Source organism: Pseudomonas sp. R28(2017), assembly GCF_002112505.1.
Classification (GTDB): Bacteria; Pseudomonadota; Gammaproteobacteria; order Pseudomonadales; family Pseudomonadaceae; genus Aquipseudomonas.
In genome coordinates, this window is the sequence record NZ_NEHW01000002.1 from 24,426 (window position 1) to 46,695 (window position 22,270).

The 22,270-nt window shown below is 64.2% G+C and carries 17 protein-coding genes; 9 read left to right on the forward strand and 8 right to left on the reverse strand.

Going from position 1 to position 22,270, the window contains the following annotated elements; all coding sequences use genetic code 11:
• Nucleotides 1–23: 23 nt before the first annotated feature.
• The 5 genes from CAF78_RS02895 to CAF78_RS02915 all read left to right on the forward strand — a co-directional run bounded on the left by CAF78_RS02895 (nt 24) and on the right by CAF78_RS02915 (nt 4,031).
• Nucleotides 24–1,019: a CorA family divalent cation transporter gene (locus tag CAF78_RS02895; protein ID WP_085674903.1), complete on the forward strand. Its 996-nt coding sequence runs from the start codon at nt 24–26 to the stop codon at nt 1,017–1,019.
• A gap of 93 nt (nt 1,020–1,112) precedes the next feature.
• On the forward strand, nt 1,113–1,376 hold the full coding sequence (locus CAF78_RS02900; RefSeq protein WP_085674902.1) for a CrfX protein: 264 nt from the start codon (nt 1,113–1,115) through the stop codon (nt 1,374–1,376).
• 2 nt (nt 1,377–1,378) lie between these two features.
• Nucleotides 1,379–2,203 carry a mechanosensitive ion channel domain-containing protein gene (locus CAF78_RS02905; protein ID WP_085674901.1) on the forward strand — a complete coding sequence of 275 codons (825 nt, stop codon included), beginning with the start codon at nt 1,379–1,381 and terminating at the stop codon, nt 2,201–2,203.
• A 113-nt stretch (nt 2,204–2,316) separates the two neighbouring features.
• Nucleotides 2,317–2,883 carry an RNA polymerase sigma factor SigX gene (gene sigX, locus CAF78_RS02910; protein WP_033696348.1) on the forward strand — a complete coding sequence of 189 codons (567 nt, stop codon included), beginning with the start codon at nt 2,317–2,319 and terminating at the stop codon, nt 2,881–2,883.
• A 110-nt stretch (nt 2,884–2,993) separates the two neighbouring features.
• A complete protein-coding gene (locus tag CAF78_RS02915) occupies nt 2,994–4,031 on the forward strand; it encodes an OmpA family protein (protein ID WP_085674900.1) in 1,038 nt (345 codons plus the stop codon).
• 84 nt (nt 4,032–4,115) lie between these two features.
• Here the strand turns inward: CAF78_RS02915 and cobA are convergent, their stop codons facing one another.
• From cobA to CAF78_RS02940, 5 genes are all read right to left on the reverse strand, one after another.
• Nucleotides 4,116–4,856: a uroporphyrinogen-III C-methyltransferase gene (cobA, locus tag CAF78_RS02920; RefSeq protein ID WP_085674899.1), complete on the reverse strand. Its 741-nt coding sequence runs from the start codon at nt 4,854–4,856 to the stop codon at nt 4,116–4,118.
• Between the two features lie 27 nt (nt 4,857–4,883).
• Nucleotides 4,884–6,551: a bifunctional protein-serine/threonine kinase/phosphatase gene (locus tag CAF78_RS02925; protein WP_085674898.1), complete on the reverse strand. Its 1,668-nt coding sequence runs from the start codon at nt 6,549–6,551 to the stop codon at nt 4,884–4,886.
• Nucleotides 6,552–6,560: 9 nt separating this feature from the next.
• Nucleotides 6,561–7,772: a NarK/NasA family nitrate transporter gene (locus CAF78_RS02930; protein WP_085674897.1), complete on the reverse strand. Its 1,212-nt coding sequence runs from the start codon at nt 7,770–7,772 to the stop codon at nt 6,561–6,563.
• A gap of 198 nt (nt 7,773–7,970) precedes the next feature.
• Entirely contained in the window at nt 7,971–8,546 is a 576-nt protein-coding gene (locus CAF78_RS02935; protein ID WP_085674934.1) for an ANTAR domain-containing response regulator, read from the reverse strand.
• Between the two features lie 11 nt (nt 8,547–8,557).
• Nucleotides 8,558–9,760 carry a CmpA/NrtA family ABC transporter substrate-binding protein gene (locus tag CAF78_RS02940; RefSeq protein ID WP_085674895.1) on the reverse strand — a complete coding sequence of 401 codons (1,203 nt, stop codon included), beginning with the start codon at nt 9,758–9,760 and terminating at the stop codon, nt 8,558–8,560.
• Between the two features lie 127 nt (nt 9,761–9,887).
• On the opposite strand from CAF78_RS02940, the gene CAF78_RS02945 reads away from it, so the two are divergent.
• On the forward strand, nt 9,888–10,913 hold the full coding sequence (locus CAF78_RS02945; protein WP_085674892.1) for a quinone-dependent dihydroorotate dehydrogenase: 1,026 nt from the start codon (nt 9,888–9,890) through the stop codon (nt 10,911–10,913).
• A 96-nt stretch (nt 10,914–11,009) separates the two neighbouring features.
• Here the strand turns inward: CAF78_RS02945 and rmf are convergent, their stop codons facing one another.
• On the reverse strand, nt 11,010–11,225 hold the full coding sequence (gene rmf / locus CAF78_RS02950) for a ribosome modulation factor (RefSeq protein WP_079227119.1): 216 nt from the start codon (nt 11,223–11,225) through the stop codon (nt 11,010–11,012).
• A 562-nt stretch (nt 11,226–11,787) separates the two neighbouring features.
• On the opposite strand from rmf, the gene rlmKL reads away from it, so the two are divergent.
• The gene (gene rlmKL / locus CAF78_RS02955; RefSeq protein WP_085674890.1) at nt 11,788–13,980 is read left to right on the forward strand and encodes a bifunctional 23S rRNA (guanine(2069)-N(7))-methyltransferase RlmK/23S rRNA (guanine(2445)-N(2))-methyltransferase RlmL; all 2,193 of its coding nucleotides are present in this window, start codon (nt 11,788–11,790) and stop codon (nt 13,978–13,980) included.
• A 94-nt stretch (nt 13,981–14,074) separates the two neighbouring features.
• On the forward strand, nt 14,075–16,468 hold the full coding sequence (locus CAF78_RS02960) for a diguanylate cyclase (protein WP_085674888.1): 2,394 nt from the start codon (nt 14,075–14,077) through the stop codon (nt 16,466–16,468).
• 162 nt (nt 16,469–16,630) lie between these two features.
• Here the strand turns inward: CAF78_RS02960 and dacB are convergent, their stop codons facing one another.
• Entirely contained in the window at nt 16,631–18,094 is a 1,464-nt protein-coding gene (gene dacB, locus CAF78_RS02965) for a D-alanyl-D-alanine carboxypeptidase/D-alanyl-D-alanine-endopeptidase (protein WP_085674886.1), read from the reverse strand.
• 187 nt (nt 18,095–18,281) lie between these two features.
• Between dacB and CAF78_RS02970 the strand changes: the two genes are divergently transcribed.
• Complete coding sequence (locus CAF78_RS02970; protein ID WP_085674884.1) at nt 18,282–18,626, forward strand: YggL family protein; 345 nt, start codon at nt 18,282–18,284, stop codon at nt 18,624–18,626.
• 38 nt (nt 18,627–18,664) lie between these two features.
• On the opposite strand, the gene CAF78_RS02975 is transcribed toward CAF78_RS02970, so the two are convergent.
• Nucleotides 18,665–22,264, reverse strand: a complete 3,600-nt coding sequence (locus CAF78_RS02975; protein ID WP_085674882.1) for an ATP-binding protein — start codon at nt 22,262–22,264, stop codon at nt 18,665–18,667.
• Between the last annotated feature and the right edge of the window lie 6 nt (nt 22,265–22,270).

Here is a 22,270-nt window from a genome sequence, read left to right on the forward strand (position 1 = left end):
CCGTACGCGCTGATGGAGCTTTGATGTTCGAGGAAGACAACGCGCAGTGGGGGCTGGTGCATGCCCTGGTGCTCGATGGTAAGGGGGGCGCGCGTTCGATTGCCCGGACCGAGCTGGATGACCTGCAGTTGCAGCCACAGGAGAGCCTGTGGCTGCACTGGGACCGTAGCCATCCGCAGACCCGCACCTGGCTGTTGCAGGACAGTGGCCTGAGCGAATTCGCCTGCGACCTGCTGCTGGAGGAAAACACCCGGCCACGGTTGTTGCCGCAGCCGGGAGAACAGCTGCTGCTGTTCCTGCGTGGCGTCAACCTCAACCCGGGCGCAGAACCCGAAGACATGGTCTCGGTACGTATCCATGCCCAGGCGCAGCGGGTCATTTCGCTGCGCTTGCGGCCGTTGCGTGCCAGCGATGAAGTCCTTCAGCAGCTCGAAGAGGGCAGGGGGCCGAAATCGGCGTCCGAACTGTTGCTGTTGATGGGCGAGTTACTGACCGAGAAGGTCCAGAGCCTGGTGAGCGACCTTTCGGAACTGGTCGACCTGGAAGAAGAAAAGGTGGAATCCGACGAGCGGTACTCCCCTGAGCAAGGCAGCCTGCAGCAGATCCGTCGCCGCGCTGCGGCCTTGCGCCGCTTCCTGGCGCCGCAGCGGGAGATCTATGCCCAGCTGTCGCGCAGCAAGTGGAGCTGGTTCTGCGATGCCGATGCCGATTACTGGAACGAGCTGAACAACAGCCTGATCCGTTACCTCGAAGAGCTCGAGCTGGCCCGCGAGCGAGCAGCGCTGGTGCTGGAAAGCGAAGACCGCCGCCGTAGCGAGCGGATGAACCGGACCATGTACCGCTTCGGCATCATCACCTGCATCTTCCTGCCCATGAGCTTCATCACCGGGCTGCTCGGCATCAACGTCGGCGGTATTCCGGGGGCGAGCAACCCGTATGGCTTCCTGCTGGCCTGCATCGTCGTGCTGGGCCTCGCGGTGGGGCAATGGTGGTTGTTCCGGCGGTTGCGCTGGGTATGAAGATGTCGAGTCATCCTGAAACATTCGTTCCACTGCGATGTGTGACCCATCGCCCGGCCACCTCGTCTCTGAGTGACACTGCGCGAGGTGCCCATGCACGATCCGTTTGAACAATCCCTGCGTGACCTGCTCAAGGCGTCGCCCTCCGGTGAGGAGCGAGACGATGCCGCATGCCTGGGTCGCGTGCTGAAAACCGCTAACCGCCAGGTCGGTGCCGGTGATCTGTTCAGCCTGCTTGGCCGTTGGAGCCAGGCGCTGCTGATCGCCGTGAACAATGGTTCGGCGCATGTTGCGCCGGTGCGTCGACACTCTACCCGCAACGCTGCCGATGGCAGCAAAGCAGATAAGGCCGATTGAATATGGAACTCGATCTCTGGACCCAGAGCCTGGTCACTGCGATGACCGCCCTATGGACCAAGGTAGCGAACTTCATCCCCAACCTGTTCGGCGCGCTGGTCGTGGTGCTGCTCGGTTTCGTGGTGGCCAAGCTGCTCGACACGTTGCTTTCCAAACTCCTGGCCAAGTTCGGCCTGGACCGCCTGATGGCCGGCACCGGGTTGACCAAGATGCTTGGCCGGGTCGGTATCCAGGTGCCGATCTCGACCCTGATCGGCAAGATCGTCTACTGGTTCGTGCTGCTGATCTTCCTCGTCTCGGCCGCAGAGTCGCTGGGCCTTGAGCGGGTTTCGGCAACGCTCGACATGCTCGCCCTGTACCTGCCCAAGGTCTTTGGCGCAGCCCTGGTGCTGCTGGCCGGCGTGCTGCTGGCACAGGTGGCCAACGGCCTGGTGCGCGGCGCTGCCGAGGGTATCGGCCTGGAATACTCCGCCGGCCTGGGGCGCATTACCCAGGGCCTGGTGATCATCATCAGCATCTCGGTGGCCATCAGCCAGCTCGAGGTCAAGACCGACCTGCTCAACCACGTGATCGTCATTGGGCTGATTACCGTTGGTCTGGCCGTTGCGCTTGCCATGGGCCTTGGCAGCCGCGAAATTGCCGGGCAGATTCTGGCCGGCATCTACGTTCGCGAACTCTACCAGGTCGGCCAGCAGGTGCGGATTGGAGAGGTTGAAGGAATGATCGAAGAGATCGGCACGGTCAAGACGACGCTGTTGACCGATGATGGCGAACTGGTGTCGCTGTCCAATCGCGTGCTCCTCGAGCAGCGAGTCAATAGCCGCTAACCGCACAAAAGCTGTTAATGTATGCCGCCGCGAAAATCGCCCCATGGGGCTGAGCGGCGACATTGACCTGACTGTCGGCCAGATCCGTTTTGAATAAAGTTCATTCGCCGCCCATGCGTTATGACCCCCGCGAACTCACCGACGAGGAGTTGGTGGCGCGCTCGCATGAGGAGCTGTATCACGTAACCCGCGCCTATGAGGAACTCATGCGGCGCTACCAGCGGACCCTGTTCAACGTCTGTGCGCGTTATCTGGGGAACGACCGCGACGCTGATGATGTCTGTCAGGAAGTGATGCTGAAGGTGCTGTACGGTCTGAAGAACTTCGAGGGCAAGTCCAAGTTCAAGACCTGGCTCTACAGCATTACCTACAACGAGTGCATTACCCAGTACCGCAAGGAGCGTCGTAAACGCCGGTTGATGGATGCCTTGAGCCTGGACCCTGTAGAAGAGGCGTCCGAAGAGAAGGCTCCGAAACCGGAAGAAAAGGGCGGGCTGGACAAGTGGCTGGTGCATGTGAACCCGATCGATCGTGAAATCCTGGTGCTGCGCTTTGTCGCGGAACTGGAATTTCAGGAAATCGCCGATATCATGCACATGGGCCTGAGCGCAACGAAAATGCGCTACAAGCGCGCGCTAGACAAGCTTCGTGAGAAATTTGCAGGTCTGGATGAAACTTAGTCCCTTGTAAATATCTCTAACGGATCGGCGAGTTCTGCTAGACTTGCCGTCGAGTTGTCCCCCGGATGTTGGTGGGACTGCTTAACTATCACCAGATGGGGATTTAACGGATGAAATTGAAAAACACCTTGGGCTTGGCCATTGGCTCGCTCGTCGCAGCTACTTCGTTCGGCGTTATGGCTCAAGGCCAGGGCGCAGTCGAAATCGAAGGCAACGTTACCAAGCAGTACTATGACAGCGAACGTAACTTCAAGAACGACGGCACCAATCCTGGTGTTCGCCTGGGCTACTTCCTGACTGACGACGTATCCCTGGACCTGGGCTACAACGAGACCCACAACGCTCGTGGCGAAGTCTTCAACAAGGACATCAAAGGTTCCAAGGCCAAGCTGGACGCTACCTACCACTTCGGTACCGTCGGCGACGCTCTGCGTCCGTACGTTTCCGCTGGTTTCGCTCACGAGAGCCTGGGCCAGGCCACTCGTAGCGGCCGTGACCACTCCACCTTCGCCAACGTTGGCGCTGGCGCCAAGTGGTACATCACCGACATGTTCTTCGCCCGTGCCGGCGTAGAAGCCATGTACAACATCGACGACGGCAACACCGAGTGGGGTCCAACCGTGGGTGTTGGTCTGAACTTCGGTGGCAGCGGTGGCAAAGTTGCTGCAGCGCCTGCTCCAGTTGCTGAAGTCTGCTCCGACTCCGACAACGACGGCGTTTGCGACAACGTCGACAAGTGCCCAGACACCCCAGCCAACGTTACCGTTGACGCTGATGGCTGCCCGGCTGTTGCCGAAGTCGTTCGCGTTGAGCTGGACGTCAAGTTCGACTTCGACAAGTCGGTCGTCAAGCCAAACAGCTACGGCGACATCAAGAACCTGGCTGACTTCATGAAGCAGTACCCACAGACCACCACCGTGGTTGAAGGTCACACTGACTCCGTCGGCCCAGACGCTTACAACCAGAAGCTGTCCGAGCGTCGTGCCAACGCTGTGAAGCAGGTCCTGACCCAGCAGTACGGCGTAGAATCCAGCCGTGTTGACTCGGTTGGCTACGGCGAAACCCGTCCGGTTGCCGACAACGCCACCGAAGAAGGCCGTGCTATCAACCGTCGCGTTGAAGCTCAGGTAGAAGCCCAGGCCAAGTAATTGGTTTGAAGCTTCCATGAAAAACCCGGCCTCGGCCGGGTTTTTCTTTGCCTGGAATTTCTATTGCCTGTTACGGCCTCAGCATCATCCGGCCGCTGCTATCCGTACCTGCATCACCTGCTCCCCTACCACCTCGCCGATTACCAGGATTGCCGGGCTGCACAGCCCGAATACACGGGCGTCCTCGACCATCCCCGATACATCGCTGCGGCATTCCCGCTGCTGTGGCAACGATGCATTCTCGATCATCGCCACCGGCATCCCCGGCGCCATGCCGCCATCCAGCAGGCCTCGGCGGATTTGCTCCAGACGCGCCACACCCATGTACACCACCAGTGTCGTGCCGCCCTGTGCCAGTGCCGCCCAGTTCAGTTCGCTGTCATCCTGGGTGTGCGCGGTCACCAGCGTCACCCCGCGGCTGACGCCGCGCGAAGTCAGCGAGATGCCGCACTGGGTCGCACCGGCCAGGCCTGCGGTGATGCCGTTGACCAGCTCCACCTCGATGCCATGGCCCTGCAGCCACAGGGCCTCCTCGCCGCCACGGCCAAAGATGCACGGGTCACCGCCCTTGAGCCTGACCACGCAACGGCCCTGCCGCGCATGGCGCAGCATCAGGCGCTGGATGAAGGCCTGGGGCGTGGAGCGGCAACCGCCGCGCTTGCCTACGGCAATCACCCTGGCCTGTGGGCAATGCTCCAGCACTACGGGGTTGACCAGGTCGTCGATCATCACCACGTCGGCCTGTTGCAGTGCGCGCACGGCCTTGAGGGTGAGCAGTTCAGGATCGCCAGGGCCGGCACCGACCAGCCAGACTTTTGCATTCATCAGCGTTTCCTCATGGGCAGGGCGCGTTCAACCCTTGAGCAGGGCGAACAGCAGTATCAGGTTGAACAACAGGGACAGCAGGGCCAGGGTCCGCCAGACCTTCAGCGGCTCGCGCTCAAGCAGCGGGCGCGGGCGGCTGGGCAATTCCTGGCGGTCACCGCGTTCGAGCAGCAGCAGCCACTGTTCGGCGGTTTCAAAGCGTTGTGCCGGGTCTGTTGCCACGGCCTGCTGCAGGTTGTGCTGCAGCCATTCGGGCAGGTCGGGGCGATAGCGTGAGGCATTCACCGCCTGGCCGAAGCGGGGGCGCTGGAAGGCCTCGATCTCGCCGTAGGGGTAGTGGCCGGTCAGCAACAGGTAGAGCGTGACGCCGACCGCGTACAGGTCCTGGCGCGGGCTCGGCGGCTGGCCCTCGAAGGCTTCCGGGGCAATGAACGAAGGCGTGCCGGGCAGCTGGTGCAGCGGCTCCTGGGAAAGGCCGGGGCAATATGCCAAGCCGAAGTCCAGCAGGCGCAGCTGACCGTCATCGCCCAGGTGCAGGTTGTCGGGCTTGATGTCCCGGTGCAGCAGGTTGCGCCGGTGCAGGACGCCCACCGCTTGCAGCAGCTGGCGGGCGATTTCCATCCATTGCGCCAGCGCCAGCGGGCCCTGTTCGGCAGCATGTGCCGCGAGGGTCTTGCCGCTGTGCTCGCGCATCACGTAGTACAGGTGCTGACGCTGGCTGGCGGCATGCAGCTCGGGGAAGTGGCGGCCTGCCACCCGGCGCAGGAACCATTCCTCCAGCAGCAAGCCCTGGGCGGCGCCGGGTTCCTGTTCACGGTCCTCGGGCAGGGTCTTCAGCAGCCAGGGCTGGCCCTGTGCATCGCGCACACGGTAGAGCAGCGACTGGCGGCTGTGTGCCAGGCGCGTTTCCACCTGCCAGCCATCGAGCAGCTGGCCTTCGCGTAGCGGGCCCGGCAAAGGCCACTGCTGCAGTTGCACCAGGGTGTCGCCGAGGTTGGCCGTGCCCAGCTGCTCGACCCGCACCAGCAAGGCGCTGGCGTTGTCCTGGCTGCCGTTGTGATGGGCACTGGCAACCAGCGTGTCGGCAGCTGACTGCAGGTCGGGCTGCTCGCGCAGCACGGCCTGGATGTGCTGGTCGCCAAGGCTGGCCCATACGCCGTCGCTGAGCAGCAGGTAGCATTCACCGGCCTGCAGTTCGCCGTCCAGGTAGTCGACCAGCAGGTGCTGGTCCAGGCCCAGCGCACGCTTGAGCACATGCTGCATGCCGGGCTGGTCCCAGACGTGGTCTTCGCTCAGGCACTGCAGGCGCCCGGCGTGCCAGCGGTAGGCCCGGCAGTCGCCCACGTGCGCCAGGGTGAAGCGGCGCCCGCGCAGCACCAGGGCGCTCAGCGTGGTCAGCAACGGTTGATTACCCTGGGCGCGCAACCAGCGGTTCTGGGCCAGCAGCAGGCGGTCCAGGGCCTGGGCCACGCCCCAGGTGGCGGGCGTGGCGTAATAGTCCATGGCCAGTGCCTGCAGGCTGGCGCGGGCCGCCAGGCCGCCGTCGGCACACTGGCTGACACCATCGGCGAGGGCGAACAGGTAACCCTTGCTGGCGGCCAGCTCCGGCGCCGGCGTGACCAGGCGCAGGGCATCCTGGTTCTCCGTGCGTGGCCCGGTGGCGCTGGCCTGGGCAAAGCTCAGTTGCAGGCTCATGGCGCCGCCTCAGACCCGTGCTGCGGTCACGGCGGCCGAGCCCCAGGTGGTGCGCCAGCGTTGCTTGACCCCGTGCAGGCCGAACCAGGCGAGCAGGCCAAGGCTGGCGAACAGCCACAGGCCCAGCTGATAGTCGCCGGTGTGCTGCTTGATGGCTCCGAGCCCTGCCGCCAGCAGGAAACCGCCGATGCCACCGGCCATGCCGATCAGCCCGGTCATCACGCCGATCTCCTGGCGGAAGCGTTGCGGCACCAGCTGGAACACTGCGCCATTGCCAGCGCCGAGGCCGAGCATGGCACTGACGAACAGCGCCAGGGCAGCGGCGGCACTCGGCAGGTTGAAGCCGACCGCGGCGATGCAGACGGCGGCCACGCTGTACATGCCGAGCAGGGTGCGGATGCCGCCGAAGCGGTCGGCCAGGGCGCCACCCAGCGGGCGCATCAGGCTGCCGGCGAACACGCAGGCGGCGGTGTAGTAACCGGCGGTGACCGGGCTCAGGGCGTACTGGTCGCTGAAGTAGCCGGGCAGGGCACTGGCCAGGCCGATGAAACCGCCAAAGGTGACGCTGTAGAAGAACATGAACCACCAGCTGTCACGGTCGCCCAGGGCCTTGAGGTAGTCGGCCGCGGCCTTCGGCTTGGGCCGTTGTGGGGCGTTGCGGGCGAGCAGGGCGAACAGGACCAGGGTCAGCAGCAGCGGAATCACGGCGAAGCCGAACACGTTGTTCCAGCCAAACCCGGCGGCCAGCACCGGGGCCAGCAGGGCGGCGAACACCGTGCCGGAGTTGCCTGCGCCGGCGATGCCCATGGCCTTGCCCTGGTGCTGCGGCGGGTACCACTGCGAGGCGAGTGGCAGCGACACGGCGAACGAAGCGCCGGCAACCCCGAGGAACACGCCCAGCAGCAGAGCTTGTTCATAGGTGTGCACGCCCAGGTACCAGGCGCCGGCCAGGGCGACGATGACGATCACCTGGCCGATCAGGCCAGCGGTCTTTGGCGACAGGCGATCGACCAGCACACCCATGACAAAGCGCAAGACCGCACCGGCAAGGATCGGCGTAGCCACCATCAGGCCGCGCTGCTGGGCGCTCAGTTGCAGGTCGGCGGCGATCTGCACCGCCAGCGGACCCAGCAGGTACCAGACCATGAAGCTCAGGTCGAAATACAGGAACGCGGCGAACAGCGTGGGCACATGCCCGGATTTCCAGAAGCTGGTACTCATCGAACACCTCACTCGGCAATGCAACGGAAACGAAAAAGACGCCGCTACCCGGTCCACTGGTGTGGAGGGGAGAGCGACGTCTTTGTCGGGAGTTTTATGAGGCAACCGCCGTTGGCTACCGGTGGAATATCTTCAGCAAGAGCTGGGCCAACTTTGTACCTGGCAAGGCCGCTCCTGCAAGGATTGCGATCGCCGTGCTTAGCCGAGCATTTCGTGGATGGCGATGATCTGCTCGGCCACCTGGATGAGCTTCTGCTGCCGGCTCATGGCCTGCCGGCGCATCAGGGTATAGGCCTGCTCCTCGTTGCAGTCCTTCATCTTCATCAGCAACCCCTTGGCCTGCTCGATGCGCTTGCGTTCGGCCAGTTGCTGGTCGCGGGCCAGCAGCTGGGCCTTGAGCGCCTGGTCGCTCTCGAAGCGGGCCATGGCCACATCGAGAATGGGCTGCAACCGCGCCGCATGAATGCCTTCGACGATGTAGGCGCTGACCCCGGCCTGAATCGCCTGGCGCATCACCGCCGGGTCATGCTCGTCGGTGAACAGCACGATCGGCCGTGGCTGGTCGCGACTGACCAGCACCACTTGCTCCATCACGTCGCGGTCGGGTGAGTCGGTATCGATCAGCACCACGTCCGGGCGCACCGTTTCGACGCAGGCTGGCAGGTCGATGGTCAGGTCTGGCGCCTCGATCACCTCGAAGCCGGCTTCGCGCAGCGCGGCCTTGAGGCGGCCAACCTTCTTCTGGGTATCGTCGATCAGCAGGATGCGCAGCATGGTGATGGCCCTCACAGACCGACTCGGGCATCGGGCGTATCGCCCAGGGCGTGCAGGCGGAAGCTGCGGGCGTAGGCATACGGATCAGTGCCGTCCCAGCGCGTGCCGTCGATCAGCAGGCTGCTGCGCATGGCTGACGCGGGGCAGGGCACGCCGAGTGCGCCGGCGGCCTCGCGGTACAGCTGCAATTGTTGCACCTGGCGAGCCACGCCGAGGTAGTCGGGGTCGTCACGCAGCAGGCCCCAGCGGCGGAACTGGGTCATGAACCACATGCCGTCCGACAGGTAAGGCAGGTTGGCGCGGCCCTGGTCGAACAGGCGCAGGGCGTGCCGGTCGTGCCAGGCGTTGCCCAGGCCGTCCTGATAGTCGCCCAGCAGCCGCGGCTCGACGTTCTCCAGCGGTGTGTCGAGGTAGGCGCTGCCGCTGAGCAGTTGCGCGGTGCTGCGCAGGTTTTCCGGGCTCTGCTCGATGAACCGGCTGGCAGCGAGCACCGCCTTGACCAGCGCGCGTGCGCTGTTGGGGTAGTGTTCGACGAAGGCGCGGGCGCAAGCCAGGACCTTCTCCGGGTGGTCGGGCCAGATCGACTGGCTGGTGGCCAAGGTGAAGCCCTGGCCCTGGCTGACGGCGGCAGCGGCCCAAGGCTCGCCGACGCAGAACCCGTCGATGCGCCCGGCCTGGATATGCGCCGCCATCTGTGCCGGCGGCACCACCACGCTGGTGACGTCGTGCAGCGGGTGGATGCCCTGGCTGGCCAGCCAGTAATAAAGCCACATGGCGTGGGTGCCGGTGGGGAAGGTCTGGGCGAAGGTCAGCCGTGCGCCATGCTGGTGCACCATTTGAGCCAGTGCTTCAGGGCTGGTCACGCCCTGGCGCTGCAGGGCCGGCGACAGGTTGATGGCCTGGGCATTCTGGTTCAGCCCCATGAGCACCGCCATGTCGCTGGCCGGTACACCGCCGATGCCCAGGTGCACGGCGTAGACCAGGCCATAGAGGCAATGGGCGGCATCCAGCTCGCCGCTGGCCAGCTTGTCGCGCAGGCCCGCCCAGGAACCCTGGCGTTTCAGGTTGAGGGTCAGGCCGTGTTGCTGGGCGAAGCCCTGGGTGGCGGCGACCACCACCGAGGCGCAATCGGTCAGGGCCATGTAGCCGATGTTGAGGCTGGGTTTTTCCGGCGCGTCGCTGCCGTTTACCCAGGCTAGAGGTGCTGTGTTCACGAAGGTCCTCGCCCGTACTGAATAGGCTGTAGGCAAGGGAAGTAGCAACCCATGTGCCAAGCCCCTGTCATGCCGGGCGCGCGCTGGCTATAATCGCTGCCTCATTCACCCCGAGCCTTGCCCGCCCATGTATACCCTGGCCCGCCAGCTGCTGTTCAAGCTTTCCCCGGAAACCTCCCATGACCTGTCCCTGGACCTGATCGGCGCCGGTGGCCGGCTTGGGCTCAACGGTGTGCTGTGCAAGCAGCCGGCCGCATTGCCGGTGACCGTGATGGGCTTGAACTTTGCCAACCCGGTGGGGCTGGCGGCGGGCCTGGACAAGAACGGCGCGGCCATCGACGGCTTTGCCCAGCTGGGCTTTGGCTTCGTCGAGATCGGCACCGTGACCCCACGCCCGCAGCCGGGCAACCCCAAGCCGCGGTTGTTCCGCCTGCCGCAGGCGACGGCGATCATCAACCGCATGGGCTTCAACAACCTGGGCGTCGATCACCTGCTCGAGCGCGTGCGTGCTTCGCGCTATGACGGCGTGTTGGGAATCAACATCGGCAAGAACTTCGATACCCCGGTCGAGCGTGCGGTGGACGACTACCTGATCTGCCTGAACAAGGTCTATACCGAAGCCAGCTACATCACCGTCAACGTCAGCTCGCCGAACACCCCGGGCCTGCGCAGCCTGCAGTTCGGCGACTCGCTCAAGCAGCTGCTCGATGCCCTGGCCGAGCGCCGTGAGCAGCTGGCCGCCGAGCATGGCAAGCGTGTGCCGCTGGCGATCAAGATCGCGCCGGACATGAGTGACGAGGAAACCGCGCTGGTGGCCGCAGCGCTGATGCAATCGGGCATGGATGCGGTGATTGCCACCAACACCACCCTGGGCCGCGAGGGCGTCGAAGGGCTGGAGCATGGTGGCGAGGCCGGTGGCCTGTCGGGTGCGCCAGTGCTGGAGAAGAGCACCCATATCGTCAAGGTGCTGGCCGGCGAGCTGGGTGGCAAGCTGCCGATCATCGCCGCCGGTGGTATTACCGAAGGCCGTCATGCGGCAGAAAAGATCGCCGCTGGGGCGAGCCTGGTGCAGATCTACTCGGGCTTTATCTACAAGGGCCCAGCGCTGATCCGTGAAGCGGTGGATGCGATCGCGGCAATGCCCAAGGCCTGAAGGCGGGCATAAAAAAGGGCCCCTTCAAGGGGCCCCTGGGCCGAAGCCCGCCGCCCGGATAGGGCGCGCATGGTGACTCGAATTCAGTGTCCTCGTTCAGCCAACGGCGTGATTTTCGTTGAGTCTATGGATGCCAGCGGTGCCAGTCATTCCGTCCCAGTTATCGCCGCGACCTTCGCGCCAGCCGTTGATCCAGGCTTGGCGAACGGAAGGAAGTGTAAAGGGGCAAAGTTCGCGGGATTTGCCGGTGACCCCGTATTGGTAGCCACGTGAATATGCTCTTTCCAACGGATCACGCTTAAGTCTTCTCATAGGGTGTTGCCCTCACTTGTTGACTGTAATGTCCCGTCGGCCTCTCCGAGGCCGGGCAGAGTCGTTCTGCCGGTTTTGCGCTCGCTGCCGGCGTGGCGAGCTGAAGGTGCCGCCTCGTTGCGAAGCGGCCTGAGACCAGTTCTATCGAATGCACGTCACCCTGTGAATGATCGATTTGTCATAAGCACGTAACCTTTCCAAGGGTGAGGGGATAAGTAAATAAATGCGACTCAACCTTGTTTGGCGTTGAGCCCGCTATGATCAGGGTTTGCCGAACCTTGACGTCATTTCGCCAGCGTTGCGGCGGGATGACAGAAATATTTGGTAATGCGACGAAGGGTCACACGGGCCCCGACTCGACGGAAATTATTGGAACTGCCTGATGATCTAAGCTGTTTTTGCCACACGGCGAGCGGCAGATCGATCAGGTGGCCCGGCCGCCTTGCTGCGATGATGCAGTAGGTAAGGCCACTCGGACGCTTGCTGGAAGGGCGTTCGGGCAAACATCGGCACGGCGATGCGTCGCCTTGTCACTTACATAGCCCAAGGCGCTGGAATTCTCATGTCGGACCGTTTCGAACTCTATCTCACCTGCCCCAAAGGCCTGGAAGGCCTGCTTGCCGAAGAGGCCCGAGGCCTCGGCCTCGATGAAGTGCGTGAGCACACCTCGGCCATCCGCGGCGCCGCCGACATGGAAACCGCCTACCGCCTGTGCCTCTGGTCGCGCTTGGCCAACCGTGTGTTGCTGGTGCTCAAGCGCTTCTCGATGAAGAACGCCGACGACCTCTACGATGGCGTGCACGCCGTCGACTGGGCCGACCACCTGGCCGCTGACGGCACCCTGGCCGTGGAATTCAGTGGCCACGGTTCGGGCATCGACAACACCCATTTCGGTGCGCTCAAGGTCAAGGACGCGATCGTCGACAAGCTGCGCAACCGTGAAGGCCTGCGCCCGTCGGTGGAAAAGGTCGACCCGGATGTGCGCGTGCACCTGCGCCTGGACCGTGGCGAGGCGATCCTGTCCCTCGACCTGTCCGGGCACAGCCTGCACCAGCGTGGCTACCGCTTGCAGCAAGGCGCTGCGCCGCTGAAGGAAAACCTCGCGGCAGCGGTGCTGATCCGCGCCGGCTGGCCGCGCATCGCCGCCGAAGGCGGTGCGTTGGCCGACCCGATGTGCGGTGTCGGTACCTTCCTGGTGGAGGCGGCCATGATCGCCGCCGACATCGCGCCCAACCTCAAGCGTGAGCGCTGGGGCTTCAGTGCCTGGCTCGGCCATGTGCCGGCCACCTGGCGCAAGGTCCACGAAGAGGGCCTGGCCCGCGCGCAAGCCGGCATGGCCAAGCCACCCCTGTGGATTCGCGGCTATGAAGCCGACCCGCGGCTGATCCAGCCGGGGCGCAACAACGTCGAGCGTGCAGGCCTGGGCGACTGGGTGAAGATCTACCAGGGTGAGGTCAGCACCTTCGAGCCGCGCCCGGACCAGAACCAGAAAGGCCTGGTCATCAGCAACCCGCCGTACGGCGAGCGCCTGGGTGACGAAGCCAGCCTGTTGTACCTCTACCAGAACTTTGGCGAACGCCTGCGCCAGGCCTGCATGGGCTGGGAAGCGGCGGTGTTCACCGGCGCGCCGGAGCTGGGCAAGCGCATGGGCATTCGCAGCCACAAGCAATATGCCTTCTGGAACGGCGCCTTGCCGTGCAAGTTGCTGCTGTTCAAGGTCCAGCCTGACCAGTTCGTCACCGGCGAGCGCCGCGAGGCCCAGGCCGAGCAGGGCGAGGCGCGCCGCCCTGCGGCGGTTGCCAGTGAGCCGGCACGCCTGTCGGAAGGCGCGCAAATGTTCGCCAACCGCCTGCAGAAGAACCTCAAGCAGTTGGGCAAGTGGGCCCGCCGTGAGCAGGTCGACTGCTACCGCCTGTACGATGCCGACATGCCTGAGTATGCCCTGGCGGTCGACCTCTACCAGGACTGGGTGCACGTGCAGGAGTACGCAGCCCCCCGCTCGATCGACCCGGACAAGGCACAGGCGCGCCTGCTCGATGCCCTGGCGGCGATCCCCCAGGCACTGAACATCGACCCGCAACGGGTGGTACTCAAGCGCCGCGAGCGCCAGAGCGGCACCCGCCAGTACGAGCGCCAGGCCACCGAAGGGCGTTTCCAGGAGGTCAATGAAGGCGGCGTGAAGCTGCTGGTCAACCTCACCGACTACCTCGACACCGGGCTGTTCCTCGATCACCGCCCGATGCGCATGCGCATTCAGCGCGAGGCCAATGGCAAGCGCTTCCTCAACCTGTTCTGCTACACCGCCACGGCCACCGTGCACGCGGCCAAGGGCGGTGCGCGCAGCACCACCAGTGTCGACCTGTCGAAGACCTACCTGGACTGGGCGCGGCGCAACCTGTCGCTGAACGGCTTCTCCGAGCGTAACCGCCTGGAGCAGGGCGATGTCATGGCCTGGCTGGAAGGCAACCGCGACAGTTACGACCTGATCTTCATCGACCCGCCGACCTTCTCCAACTCCAAGCGCATGGAAGGGGTGTTCGACGTGCAGCGTGACCATGTGCAATTGCTCGACCTGGCCATGGCCCGCCTGGCACCCGGTGGCGTGCTGTATTTCTCCAACAACTTCCGCAAGTTCCAGCTCGATGAGCATGTGAGCACGCGCTACGCGGTCGAAGAAATCACTGCTCAGACGCTGGACCCGGATTTCGCCCGCAACAACCGCATCCACCGCGCCTGGCGCCTGCAGTTGCGTTAATTCGACGAGGCACATTGCGCGCCTAATGGCCAATAGCTATAACTCAGCACAGGGCCAGAGAATTCGCAGGACGCTGACGTGATGAGATCGATCTATGTCGAAGTGGGGCGTGCGTGCGAAGGTGCTGGGCCTGTGCAGCGAGGCGATGGCTGCCTGGGCGGTGGCGCTGGTGGCGTTGGTGGCCGGCGCCCTGCTGTCGGCTGCCCTGGCGCTGGCCGCCCAGGCATTCTACAAGCAGCAGTTGCGCCAGCGCTTCGAGCTGCTGGCCAGCGAGCGCCATAGCCGCATTGCCGAGCGTTTCGACGACCAGGAGCAACGCCTGGATGGCTTGCGGCGCTTCTTCAGCTATTCCAGCGAAATCACCCCGGGCGAATTCGATGGCTACGCCCGCCCCCTGCTGCAGCGGACCCAGGCCTATTCCTGGGCGCCGCGTGTCGAGGCCGGGCAGCGGCGCGAGTTCGAGCGCCAGGCCAGTGCCTGGCTGGGGCAGGACTACCTGATCCGCGAGCTGGATGGCGCAGGTAACTGGCACCCTTCGCCACGGCGCGACCATTACTACCCGGTGCTCTACACCCAGGCCGACATGATGCAGGGGCAGCCCTACGGGCTCGATCTGCGCAGCCAGCCGGCCCGCGAGCAGACCTTGGTGCGGGCACTGCAGCCAGGCAGCATGGCGGTTTCCGAGCCGCTGGACATGCTCAGCGTCGCGCCCGATCTCAGCCGTGGCCTGCTGATGGTCGCACCGGTGTTCTCCGATGCACGGCCGGATGGCCCGCCAGCGGGGTATGTCATGGCCTTGCTGAACATGCGTCAGCTGATCACTGAAGGCCTGCCCGTCGCCACGGATGACAACCTGGTGGTGCGCATCATCGACCCGAGCGGGCGCGACGGCCATGAAGTGCTGTTCGATTCGCAGAACCCGGTGGCGGCGCTGGCCTTGGTCAGTACGCAGTTGCTGCACCTGGCCGACCACCATTTCCAGCTCGACATCCGCCCGAGTCAGGCCTTCCTGCAGGCCAACCAATCCGCCGCCGCCCTGGCCGTGGGGTTTCTCGGCGGGCTGCTGAGCCTGTTGCTGAGCGCGTTGCTCTACAGCCTGTTCAGCCAGCGCCAGCGTGCCTTGACCCTGGTCGAGCAGCGCACAGCGCAGCTGCGGGTCAGCGAGCAGTCGCTGCGCGATACCCACAACCAGCTGCGCAGCGTGCTGGACGCCGCAACCCAGGTGGCCATCATCGCGACCAGCCTAAAAGGCGAGATCAGCACCTTCAACGCCGGTGCCGAACGCATGCTGGGCTATGCGGCCAATGAAGCCATCGGGCACCTGCAGCTGGAAGACCTGGTGATGCCTGAAGAGCTCAGCCAGCGCGCCCATGCCTTGAGCCTGCGCTACGGACGGCACATCGCCGGTGGCCAGGCGATGTTTGCCGAGACCATTCAGGACAGTGGTGGCGAGCCGGGTGAGTGGACCTTGGTGCGCAAGGATGGCAGCCATTTGCTGGCCAACATGTTGGTGACCGCCGTGCTCGACGAGCAGGGGCTGTGGGTCGGCTACCTGGCGATCTGCATCGATGTCACCGAGCGGCGCCGTGTGCACGAGGCGTTGGCCCTGCGTGACCGCTTGCTGGAAAAGCTCAGCGCGGAAGTGCCTGGCGGGATCTATCAATACCAGCTGGATGCCGATGGCCATTCCTGCTTCCCCTATGCCAGCCAGGGGCTGTTCGACATCTACGAGGTCGATTTGCAGCTGTTGCGCGAGGATGCCACGGTGGTGTTCGAGCGCATTCACCCCGATGACCTGGAGCGCGTGCGCCGGTCGGTGCGTTATTCCGCCGAACACCTGTCGCCGTGGCGCGAAGAGTACCGGGTGTGCCTGCCGCGTGCCGGGTTGCGCTGGGTGCGTGGCGAAGCCACACCGGAGCCCGGCGAGGGCGGTTGCACGCTGTGGCACGGCTACCTCACCGATATCTCAGACCTCAAAGGGGTGGAGGAGGAGTTGCGTGCCCTGTCGGTGACCGATGCGCTGACCGGTATTCATAACCGCCGTTATTTCCAGGATCGGCTCAAGGTCGAACTGGACCGCGCTCAGCGTGATGGGCTGGACCTGGCGGTGATCATGCTCGACATTGACCATTTCAAGCGCATCAACGATCAGTTTGGCCATGCCGTGGGTGACCACGTATTGCGTAGCCTGTGCCAACGGATCGGTCAGCGTTTGCGCCGCACCGATGTGTTCTGTCGGTTGGGCGGCGAGGAGTTCATGGTGCTGTGCCCGGGCAGCAATGCCGAGCAGGCGCGGATGCTGGCCATGGAGCTGTGGCAAGGGGTGCGCGGTGTGCCGGTCGAGGGGGTGGGCAAGGTGACCGCGAGCTTTGGTGTGGCCGGGTGGCGGCTGGGGGAGGGGGCGGATGCCTTGCTGCTGCGTGCGGATGCCGGGGTTTACGCGGCCAAGCAGGCAGGCAGGGACAGGGTCGAGTCAGAGTTGACCTGAGGTTTTCATTGCCTGTACCGGCCTCTTCGCGGGCAAGTCGGGGCGCCGAACCGCCGCTCCCACAGGTAAACCACAGACCTCAGGCTTTGTGATGTACATGTGGGAGCGGCGGTTCGGCGCCCCGACTTGCCCGCGAAGAGGCCAGTACAGGCTAAAGGCGTATCAAGGTGCAGCAGCGGTTGTGCTGTTGTTCAGCTTCGGCTGGCGATACAGGTCGAGCAGCACCTGGTCGAGCACCTGCGAGGCACCCCAAGGCTTCGGATCGTTGAGGATCGCCGCCACCGCCCAGGTGTTGCCGTTGCTGTCGCGGCTGAAGCCGGCGATCGCCCGCACGGTGTTCAGAGTGCCGGTCTTGATGTGCCCTTCACCGGTCATGGCGGTGCGCTTGAGGCGCTTGCGCATGGTGCCGTCCATGCCTACCAGCGGCATCGAGCTGATGAACTCGGCCGAGTAGGGGCTGTTCCACGCGGCCTGCAGCAGTGCTGCCATCTCGCGGGTGCTGACCCGCTCGGCGCGCGACAGGCCGGAGCCGTTCTCCATCACCAGGTGCGGTGCGGTGATGCCTTTCTTCGCCAGCCACTGGCGCACCACGCGTTGCGCGGCACGGGCATCGTCGCCATCGGCGTCGGTGCGGAACTGTGCACCCAGGCTCAGGAACAGCTGCTGGGCCATGGTGTTGTTGCTGTACTTGTTGATGTCGCGGATCACTTCCACCAGGTCGGGCGAGAAGGCCCGGGCCAGCAGGCGTGCACTCTTCGGCACGTTTTCAAAACGGTCGCGGCCCTGGATGCTGCCACCCAGCTCGTTCCAGATCGCCCGCACGGCGCCAGCGGCGTAGGTCGGGTGGTCAAGCAACGACAGGTAGGTCTGCGAGTTGCAGCCGTCGCCCAGCTGGCCGGTGACGGTCACGCTGATGCCGTCGGCCTGCTGCACCGGGTTGTAGCGCACGTCGCCGCTGCACTGCTTGGAGGCCACGGCCTTGACCTGGTTGTCGATGTGGATGCTGGCGATCGGTGGTTCGACTGCAACGGTGACCTTGCCGCCATCGTTGCGGGCAACGAAGCGCAGGGCCTTGAGGTTGATCATCAGCGAGTCGGGCTTGACCAGGAACGGCTTGTTGACGTCGCCGCCGTCATCGTCGAACTGCGGCAGGTTGGGTTGCACGAAGTGGCTGCGGTCCAGCACCAGGTCGCCGGTGACGGTGCGTACGCCATTGGCGCGCAGGTCACGCATCAGCAGCCAGAGCTTTTCCATGTTCAGCTTGGGGTCGCCGCCGCCCTTGAGGTACAGGTTGCCGTTGAGCACGCCGTTGCTCAGGGTGCCATCGGTGTAGAACTCGGTTTTCCACTGGAAGGTCGGGCCGAGCAGTTCGAGGGCGGCGTAGGTGGTGACCAGCTTCATGGTCGAGGCCGGGTTGACCGATACATCGCCATTGAACACGGTGGCCGCGCCTGGGCCGTTCAGCGGCAGCATGACCAGCGACAGTGCGCTGTCTTGCAGCTTGTTGGCCTTGAGCGCCTGCTGGACTTTCGGCGGCAGGGTGGTATTGACGGTGGCAGCCTGGCTGGGCATTGCGAGCGGCAGCAGCAGGCCGGCGAGAACGAGGGGGCGGAGCTTTTTGATCATATGGTTTAAATACCCTGCGGACGAGGGAAAAAGACTATGGGGCTGTAAGAGATGATCACCCCAGGACGAAATATAGAGCGCATTATGCCCCAAGCGCAGCGTTCATGGGCCACGTTCGACGGAAAAGCGCCTTTGTAGCGCGGAAACTGGTAAAGTGCCGCGCGTTATTACTCAAGAGGATTGTTTCATGGCTACCAACCGTTCCCGTCGTCTGCGCAAGAAACTGTGCGTTGATGAATTCCAGGAGCTGGGTTTCGAACTGAACCTGGGTTTCAAGGAAGACCTGTCCGACGAAGCCATCGATGCCTTCCTCGACGCCTTCCTGGCAGAAGCCATGGATGCCAACGGCCTGGACTACGTCGGCGGCGATGATTTCGGCCTGGTCTGCCTGGCCAACCGCGGCTCGGTCAGCGAAGAGCAGCGCGCCACTGTCGAAGCCTGGCTCAAAGGCCGCAGTGAACTGACCAACATCGAAGTCAGCCCGCTGCTGGACGCCTGGTATCCGGAAAAGCCGATCAACCCGGCTTCCTGATGCGTGCATGAACGGCGCCCGGCACGGGCGCCGCTCGCTCAAGCCCTGGCCAGTTCCCTGGCCAGCGCTTTCTCCGCCCGGCGCATATGCCGTGCCAGAGCCTGCCGCTGCAGCTTGATGCAGGCCGCAGGCTGATGTTGCTCCTCCAGGGCCGCGCAGGCCTTCATCATGCCCTTTGCCTCCAGCAGCCGTGCCGCGCTGAGGATCTTGTGCGCCTGCTCGCGGATCTCGGCTGCCTGATGGAGGGGGTCGAAGCCCATGAGCAGTGCCAGGTCTTCCTGCAGGCTTGCATGCACGGCGGTGAGAAAACGGGCACGGTTTTCAGCGTTGTTGCCGACGATGCTGGCCAGGCCCGCAAGGTTGAGCGGGGGGGTAATGACCTGCTGCCGACGGGGTGTGATCCTGGCCAGGCATTGGCTGAGCGTACGCAGGCTGATGGGCTTGAGCAGGCAATCGTCCATGCCGGCGCTGAGGCACTTCTGCCTGACTTCCGGTTGAGCGTTCGCCGTGTAGCCCAGGATGACGCAACGCGGGCGCCCGTTCTGGCGCTCTTCGCAACGAACGGCGGTGGCAACCTGGTAGCCGTTCATGTGTGGCATGTTGCAATCGAGCACCAACACGTCAAACGGCGTGTGACGCCATTTTTCCAGGCCTTCGCGGCCATCGCTGGCGCTGGCATGGGTTAACCCCAGGTAGTTGAGTTGCTGCGCCATCAGCATCAGGTTGGCAGGGTGATCGTCGATGACCAGCACCTTCAGGTCGGGAGCGGGCGCTTCTACCTCTTCCACGTCCACTGCGGGTGTCACCGGGGTATCGACGCGCTCCAGCGGCAGCATCAGGCGAACCTGTGTGCCAAAACCCGGATGGCTCCTGATGCTCAGGTTGCCCCCCATCATCTCGCACAGGCTGCGGCAGATGGCCAGGCCCAGCCCGGTACCTGCGCGGGCGCCCTGGCTATGGGGGTTGGCCTGGACGAACGGGTTGAACAGCCGCTGCAAATCATCGTCATCAATGCCGATGCCACTGTCACGCACCTCGAGCTCCAGCGTTGACAGCACGCCTGGGCCTTCGTCGCGCAAGCCGAGCGTGACGTGGATCTGCCCTTGCTCGGTAAACTTGATGGCGTTGCTGACAAGGTTGGACAGGATCTGTTTGAAGCGCAGTGGGTCGAGCAAGGCATGGCAGCGGGCAGCGGGGCTGATGTTGACCACCAGGGACAGGTTCTTCTGCCGGGCCTGGCCATCGAACACGCGGCCTACCGACTCGACCAGTGCGGCAGGGTCGACCGCTTCCGGGCTGAGTGACAGGTGGCCGGATTCGATACGCACGATATCCAGGATGTCGCCGATCAGGCCAAGCAGGTCCCTGGCCGAGTGGTGGGCGACTTCCAGCGAGGCGGGGTCTGCTTGCCCCTGCAGGGCGCGCCTCAGTGCCAGTTCGAGCATGCCGATGACTGCATTCATCGGCGTGCGAATCTCGTGGCTGATGGTGGCAAGGAAGGTGCTCTTGGCGCGGTTTGCATCGTCGGCCAGGCGCTTGGCTTCGCGCAGTTCCTGCACCAGCTTGCGGCGTTCGCTGATGTCGATCCAGCCGCCGATGATCCCTTGCACTTCGCCCAGCGAATCACGGTAGGGCAGGATCCAGTGGTAGATGGTCATCTGCCTGTCCTTGAAGCGCAAAGGCCGGTCGATGATCAGCGGCACGCCCGCCGCCATCACCTGCTGGTAGTCGGCCTGGATCTGGCGAGTGTTCTCGGCGCTGGCGAACAGGCTCTCGTCCAGGCGCCTGCCAATCACTGCTTCCAGGCTGGACTGGACGGCCTCCAGGTAGCTGGCGTTGCAGCTTTGCAGGCGGCCCTCGCGGTCGCGCACATACATCGGGTGCGGGGTGCCGTTGAGCAGCGCACCCATGAACTCGAGCTGATCGTTAAGCGCGCGTTCGGCGCGTTGGCGATGCTTGATCTGCCCCCGCAGGTGGGCGTTCCAGATCAGGGCCAGCAACAGCAACACGCCAGTGCCCAGCAGCACTTGCAGGATCAGGCGGCGCAAGGCTGGCCAACTGGCATCTTCATGGGCATCGTAGCCGCGCCAGCGATTGTTTATGACCCCCAGCTCTTCCGGCGAAATACTCAGCAGGGCCTTGTCGAGGATCGTGGCAAGCGGCATGTCCTGTTCGCTGGTGGCCATGGCGAAGACGGCCGGCTCGCTGCCCACCGTGCTGCGAATGATCAGGTCGGTGTTGCCGGCCAAGGCATGATTGGCGTCGATCAAGGGGGTGATCACGGCGTCGACGGCGCCACTTTTAAGCAGTGCCACGGAATAATAGGGGCTCTCGGTCTCGATCCAGTTGACCTGTGGGAAGCGGGTTGTCAGCAAGTCGTCCAGCTTGCTGTAACGGGAGATGGCAACGCGCTGGCCGCTCAGGTGCTCCAGCGAACCGAACTGTTCATCTTTAGCGCGGGTGACCAGCACATGCGGGCTTTCGAGGTAGGGCCGGCTCAGGTGCAAATTTTCAACGGCCATCCCGTCGCTGGCAAGCGCGGCAATCATGTTCACCCGCCCGTTTTCCAGGCGGGCAAGCATGTCGGCGGTGCCATTGGCCCGTTGCACCTCGAAGCGCAGGCCGGTACGCAGCCGTATCAGGTCGAGCAGGTCAGCGGTTATCCCGCGAAAATGGCCGTTGCCATCGAAATAGGAAAGTGGCGCCGCCGTTTCGTCGATGGCGACCTGCATGATCGGGTGGCTGCGCAGCCACTGCTCTTCCTCGGGCGTCAGCTGGAGTTTTCGATCGCTCAGCAGCAGGTCGGCGCCCGCGCTCCAGCGTTTGTAGATGCTGGCCCGTACGGCGCTGGACTGGCGATCGAGGGTGGCATTGACCAGGGTGATGAGCTGCACGTCCTGAGCGCGCATGGCAAAACTGAAACCGACGTTTTCGTGCTGGCCGAAACTGGCCATGTGCAAGCGTGGCAGGTGCCCGCGATTGAGTTGGTAGTGAGTCGAAATGGTGTCGCCGATGTACACGTCGGCCTGGCCGAATGCCACGGCGTTGAGGGCCTGGGTGGAGGAGCCGAATGCCAGCACTTCGGCATTGGGGTAGGCCGCACGGACATTCTCCTGGGGCAGGTAATGGTAGAGCATGCCCAGGCGCATGCCGGCCAGGCCTCCGTTGAGAGGGCGCTGTTCATCTTCCCGGGTGACCAGCACAGGCTGATCGACGGCATAGGGGTGGGAAAGTGCCAGGTCCTCGGTTGCCGCTTCGTAACCATTGGCGCTGCCGAGCAGGTCGATGTCGCCACGTTTAAGCGCCTGGACGGCTGCTTGCCGGTGGGGGTAGCGCACGACCTGGACCGGCAGGTTCAACGCCTTGCCGATCAGGCTGGCATATTCGGCGGTGAGGCCCTGATAGACCTGGCCACCACTGGTGATGTCGAAAGGCGGATAGTCGGGCGCCGAGGTGCCCAGGACCAGGGCATGCCGGCCCTGCAGCCATTGCCGTTGCTCTTCGGTCAATGTCGGGCTCAGCGTCATCGTCGAGGAACGGGCCAGCAGGGTATAGGGCATGGCTTCATGGGATGAGGCCTGCACCCGGTTGCAGCCCAGCGCCAGGATGACGAGCAGGAAGGTAGTCCATTGCACCATCAAGAC

Coding starts and splice junctions, on each gene's coding strand:
- CAF78_RS02925 (WP_085674898.1), bottom strand. CDS start 6,551: ATGAGCCTGCAACTGAGCTTTGCCCAGGCCAGCGCCACCGGGCCACGC.
- CAF78_RS02905 (WP_085674901.1), top strand. CDS start 1,379: ATGGAACTCGATCTCTGGACCCAGAGCCTGGTCACTGCGATGACCGCC.
- CAF78_RS02915 (WP_085674900.1), top strand. CDS start 2,994: ATGAAATTGAAAAACACCTTGGGCTTGGCCATTGGCTCGCTCGTCGCA.
- CAF78_RS02935 (WP_085674934.1), bottom strand. CDS start 8,546: ATGCTGCGCATCCTGCTGATCGACGATACCCAGAAGAAGGTTGGCCGC.
- CAF78_RS02970 (WP_085674884.1), top strand. CDS start 18,282: ATGGCTACCAACCGTTCCCGTCGTCTGCGCAAGAAACTGTGCGTTGAT.
- CAF78_RS02900 (WP_085674902.1), top strand. CDS start 1,113: ATGCACGATCCGTTTGAACAATCCCTGCGTGACCTGCTCAAGGCGTCG.
- sigX (WP_033696348.1), top strand. CDS start 2,317: ATGCGTTATGACCCCCGCGAACTCACCGACGAGGAGTTGGTGGCGCGC.
- CAF78_RS02975 (WP_085674882.1), bottom strand. CDS start 22,264: ATGGTGCAATGGACTACCTTCCTGCTCGTCATCCTGGCGCTGGGCTGC.
- CAF78_RS02895 (WP_085674903.1), top strand. CDS start 24: ATGTTCGAGGAAGACAACGCGCAGTGGGGGCTGGTGCATGCCCTGGTG.
- cobA (WP_085674899.1), bottom strand. CDS start 4,856: ATGAATGCAAAAGTCTGGCTGGTCGGTGCCGGCCCTGGCGATCCTGAA.
- dacB (WP_085674886.1), bottom strand. CDS start 18,094: ATGATCAAAAAGCTCCGCCCCCTCGTTCTCGCCGGCCTGCTGCTGCCG.
- CAF78_RS02930 (WP_085674897.1), bottom strand. CDS start 7,772: ATGAGTACCAGCTTCTGGAAATCCGGGCATGTGCCCACGCTGTTCGCC.
- rlmKL (WP_085674890.1), top strand. CDS start 11,788: ATGTCGGACCGTTTCGAACTCTATCTCACCTGCCCCAAAGGCCTGGAA.
- CAF78_RS02945 (WP_085674892.1), top strand. CDS start 9,888: ATGTATACCCTGGCCCGCCAGCTGCTGTTCAAGCTTTCCCCGGAAACC.
- CAF78_RS02960 (WP_085674888.1), top strand. CDS start 14,075: ATGTCGAAGTGGGGCGTGCGTGCGAAGGTGCTGGGCCTGTGCAGCGAG.
- rmf (WP_079227119.1), bottom strand. CDS start 11,225: ATGAGAAGACTTAAGCGTGATCCGTTGGAAAGAGCATATTCACGTGGC.